At 68.2% G+C, this 4,313-nt stretch carries 4 protein-coding genes; 1 reads left to right on the top strand and 3 read right to left on the bottom strand.

Translation table 11 applies throughout. The features are described 5' to 3' along the window. The 3 genes from JYJ84_RS29740 to JYJ84_RS29730 all read right to left on the bottom strand — a co-directional run. A partial coding sequence (locus JYJ84_RS29740; RefSeq protein WP_205189843.1) for a ferredoxin reductase occupies positions 1-623 on the bottom strand: 623 nt, incomplete at its 3' end. Positions 624-628: 5 nt separating this feature from the next. Further along, on the bottom strand, positions 629-2,314 hold the full coding sequence (locus tag JYJ84_RS29735) for a choline dehydrogenase (RefSeq protein WP_122949605.1): 1,686 nt from the start codon (positions 2,312-2,314) through the stop codon (positions 629-631). Between the two features lie 101 nt (positions 2,315-2,415). Continuing rightward, complete coding sequence (locus tag JYJ84_RS29730) at positions 2,416-3,579, bottom strand: aromatic ring-hydroxylating dioxygenase subunit alpha (protein WP_175221235.1); 1,164 nt, start codon at positions 3,577-3,579, stop codon at positions 2,416-2,418. A gap of 285 nt (positions 3,580-3,864) precedes the next feature. On the opposite strand from JYJ84_RS29730, the gene JYJ84_RS29725 reads away from it, so the two are divergent. Next, entirely contained in the window at positions 3,865-4,296 is a 432-nt protein-coding gene (locus JYJ84_RS29725) for a YciI family protein (RefSeq protein WP_122949606.1), read from the top strand. Positions 4,297-4,313: the final 17 nt, after the last annotated feature.

Below are 4,313 nucleotides of genomic sequence, written 5' to 3'. Positions count from 1 at the left end.
CCGTCGATCAGGCGGCCCGGCCCGCACACATACACCTGTGCGCCGGCGCGCGGCACGCCCAGCAGCGTGCGCAGGTCCGCTTCGCCGTGCTGTTCGCTGCAATGCAGGCGGGTGTTCTCCCGCAGCGGGCCGCGTTCGATCGCGTCGCGCAGCGCCATGCGCTCGCGCGAGCGCGCCAGGTACAGCAGCGTGAACGACTTGCCGAGCGCATCGAGCCGCCGCGCCATCGGCAGAATCGGCGTGATGCCGATCCCGCCCGCGATCAGCACGTACTCGCTCGCGTGCTCGTCGAGCGCGAAGTGATTCCTGGGCGGGCTCACGTCGAGCGCATCGCCCGGCGCGAGCCGTTCGACGAGATACGCGGAGCCGCCGCGCGAGCGTGGCTCGCGCAGCACCGCGATCCGGTAGGTCGAACCGTCGGCCGCGCGTTCGACGATCGAGTAATGACGCACGATGCCGTCCGGCAGGCGGACTTCGACATGTGCGCCGGGGTCGGCGGGGGGCAGCGCCGCACCGTCGGCTGCCGCCAGCACGATGCCGCGGATCTCGGGCGTCAGCATGGCCGCCTCGACCACGACTGCGGCGATGCGATCGCCGGGCGGGAACGGGATGATCGGTGCCATCGCGCTCACCGCTGGCAGGTGCGCCAGTCGGGCTGCGCCCAGACCGGCGCCGCCGACGGCGGCAGCGGCGTGCGCCCCAGCACGAGATCGCTGCCTTTCTCGCCGATCATCACGGTCGGCGCGTTGGTATTGCCGCTGACGATCGTCGGCATCACCGATGCGTCGATCACGCGCAGCCGTTCGATGCCATGCACGCGCAGGTCGGGGCCGACCACCGCCTCCGGATCGTCCGCCGGGCCCATCTTGCAGGTGCCCGCCGCGTGATAGCCCGTTTCGGTGATGTCGCGCGCCCACGCATCGAGCGCGGCATCGTCGGTCTTGCCCGCGCCGGGCGACAGTTCGTCGCCGCACAGCTCGCGGAACGACGGCTGCGCGAGGATCTCCCTGACGAGCCGCACGCCCGCGCGCATGTCGGCCCGATCGCGCTCCGTCTTCAGGTAGTTGAACAGGATCCGCGGCGGGATGCGCGCGTCGCCGGACGCCAGCGTCACCGCGCCGAGGCTCGTCGGACGCATCAGGTCGATGTGCACCTGGAACGCGTGCGCGCGCACGCTCTCGACGCTGCCCGGCTGCACGGCGAGCGGCATGAAGGTCAGTTGCAGGTCCGGATGCTCGACGCCCGCGCGCGAGCGGATGAACGCCCCCGCCTCGAAATGGTTGCTCGCGGCAATTCCGGCGCGGTTCGCGAACCATTTCGCGCCGGTCCACCATTTGCGCGGGGCGACCGTCCACGGGTAGATCGAGACGGGTTTGCGGCACAGATACTGCACCACCGTATCCGGATGATCGGACAGCCGGCGCCCGACGCCCGGCAGGTCGTGTCGCGCACGCACGCCGAGGCCTTCCAGCTCGTTCGCCGGCCCGATGCCGGACAGCAGCAGCAACTGCGGGGTATTGATCGCGCCACCGCACAGCAGCACTTCGGCGCTCGCGCGAACCTGCCGCGTCTCGCCGTCGCACGCGTACTCGATGCCGGTCGCGCGCCGGCCGTCGAACAGCACGCGCAGCACGAGCGCGCCGGTCACGACCGTGACGTTGCCGCGCCCGAGCGCCTCCGCGAGATAGCCGCGCGCGGTACTCCAGCGCGACCCGCCCCACGTCGTGCGATCGACGCGGCCGAAGCCTTCCTGGCGATAGCCGTTCACGTCGTCGGTGTGCGCATAGCCCGCATCGACACCGGACGCGATGAACGCACTGGCGAGCGGCGTGTCGGTCTGGCCCGCCGTGACGTGCAGATGGCCGCTGTCGCCGTGATAGGGATCCGCGCCGAGCTCGTGCCGCTCGGCACGGATGAAGTACGGCAACACTTCGCGATAGCTCCAGCCGGTGCAGCCCTGCTCGGACCAGCCGTCGTAGTCGCGGGCGTGACCGCGGATATAGACCATCCCGTTGATCGACGACGATCCGCCCAGCACGCGCCCGCGCGGCGTCGCGATGCGCCGCCGGTTCAGGAACGGTTCGGGCTCCGATTGATACTGCCAGTTGAAGCGGTTGCCGCCCACCACGATGCCCATCGCGGAAGGCATGTCGATCGACCAGTGCCGATTCGTCGGCCCGGCCTCGAGCAGCAATACCCGCACGCCCGGGTCCTGCCCGAGCCGGTTGGCCAGCACGCAGCCGGCCGATCCCGCGCCGACGATCACGTAGTCGTAGTCGCGACGCACGGCGTCGATTCCCTGTGGTTTCTTCATCGCATGCATACAGTTGATCGAGATCATGGAAGACGAGTGCGCGGAGCGGCATCGCCGCCCGAGCGCGGGAAGCGGAACGGGGAGCGGCGCTCCCCCGCCGGCTACGCGCCGTGGATGCCGTCGTGCACGAGCGTATGGAAGTGGTGCACCAGGTGCTCGCTTTCGTTGCTGCGCTGCGCATCGATCACGTAGCGGCCCTGGTTGTAGCCCACCGAATGCAGCCCCTTCTGCACCGAGATGTTCAGGCGGATGTCTTCCGGGCCGAGATCGGTGTTCATCCAGTCCATGCACGCCTTGGTCACCGCGGGCACCGCGTCGTGCGTCGAGTAGTAGCCGAAGCGCAGCAGCGTCTTCTCCGGTTCCAGCGGGATGATCAGGAACGTGGCGAGGAACTCCGAGTACGGGAACGTGTAGAACGTGTTGTGCGGCCAGATGCCGATGTTGAAGAAGCACTCGTCGGGATTCTTGTCGCCGAGCGGTACGCCGTAGGCGGCGGTCGCGTCGCGGTTGGCCGGCGCGATGTAGGTCCACCACTTGTCGTGCTGCGTGAGCCGGTAGCCGGCGAAATCGATCAGGCCGGCCAGTTCGACGTGATGCGGGCCCGACAGCGAGAAGTGATAGCCCTCGATCGAGTTGTCCATGATGACCTTCCAGTTCGCCGGCACGATCACGTCCTTCTCCTCGATCAGCCGGTATGCGTCCAGCTTCGGGAACACGCGCTTCATCTCCGCGTCGGCGCCGGGGAACAGGTCGCGCATCGACGGCGCATCGGGATCGAGATTGAAGTAGTAGAAGCCGCCGAGTTCCTCGATGCGCACCTTCGGGATGTTGTGAGCCGCGAGGTCGAAATCTTCGACGCGATCGGTGCGCGGCGCGCCGCGCAGGCTGCCGTCCGCGCCGTAGCACCACGAGTGGTACGCGCAGCGGAACAGGCCCTTCTGCTCGCCGCGCCGCGCTTCCACGAGGCGATTGCCGCGATGCTGGCACACGTTGTGGAACGCATGGACCTGGCCGTCGCGGCCGCACGTGGCGATCACGCTCTGGTCGAACACGTCGGTCATCACGAATTGCCCCGGGGTGCTCAGCTCCGAGGTGTGTCCGATCACATGCCAGGCCGACATGAAAATGCGATCGCGCTCGGCCGCGAATACCGCGTCGTCATAGAAATAGCGCGACGGCAGCGTAAGCGCGCGTTCCGGCCGTTGCTGCATCCAGCGGTCGGCGGCGACGATGTCTTGCTTCTTCACAACGGAGATCGGTTGCATGGGCGGGGTTCCTGTTTCTGTCGTTCGTCGAAGGAGCGGCGGCCCGGTCTGCTGGCCGTCCGCCTTGAAGCGAACTTTATGGGGCCCCGCCGGCCCGCACTTGATGGTTCGCGACGTCGCGGTGTCGCCGCTGCCGTCGGGCGATCCGCCGCGAGTCAACGGCACGGACATTTTTTTCGTGATGTCGATTTCGTCGCCGCCCGCCCGTCGTATCGTTGCAAGCCTGGGAAGGCCGCGTCGCACGGCCGGCATGCCCCTCATCCATTCACCGAAGGAGAAACGACCATGCGCGTCCTGGTAATCGTCAAGGCCACCGCCGATTCCGAATCCGGCCGGATGCCCGACCCTGGAATGATCGGCGCGATGGGCCGGTTCAACGAAGAACTGGCGCAGGCCGGCATCCTGCTCGCCGCCGACGGGCTGCACCCGAGCATGCGCGGCAAGCGCGTGCACTTCGCCGGCAAGGACCGCACCGTCATCGACGGCCCGTTCGCCGAAACGAAGGAGCTCGTCGCCGGCTTCTGGCTGTGGCAGGTGAAATCGATGGAAGAAGCGGTCGAATGGGTGAAGCGCTGCCCGAACCCGATGCCCGGCGACTCCGACATCGAGATCCGCCCGCTGCTCGAAGCGGAAGACTTCAGCCCGGCCTTCACGGCCGCATTGCAGGAACAAAAGGCGCGGATGAGCGCGCAAGCCGAGGCGGGGAAGCGCTCGTAAGCCGGGCGGCGCCCGAC

This window comes from Burkholderia sp. LMG 13014, assembly GCF_905232215.1.
Classification (GTDB): Bacteria; Pseudomonadota; Gammaproteobacteria; order Burkholderiales; family Burkholderiaceae; genus Burkholderia.
Note: the sequence above shows the minus strand (reverse complement) of the source record. Positions and strands in the feature narration are given on the sequence as shown.

What these genes read in the sequence shown, in the direction of transcription:
- JYJ84_RS29725 (WP_122949606.1), top strand. Translation starts at nt 3,865, where the DNA reads ATGCGCGTCCTGGTAATCGTCAAGGCCACCGCCGATTCCGAATCCGGC.
- JYJ84_RS29730 (WP_175221235.1), bottom strand. Translation starts at nt 3,579, where the DNA reads ATGCAACCGATCTCCGTTGTGAAGAAGCAAGACATCGTCGCCGCCGAC.
- JYJ84_RS29735 (WP_122949605.1), bottom strand. Translation starts at nt 2,314, where the DNA reads ATGAAGAAACCACAGGGAATCGACGCCGTGCGTCGCGACTACGACTAC.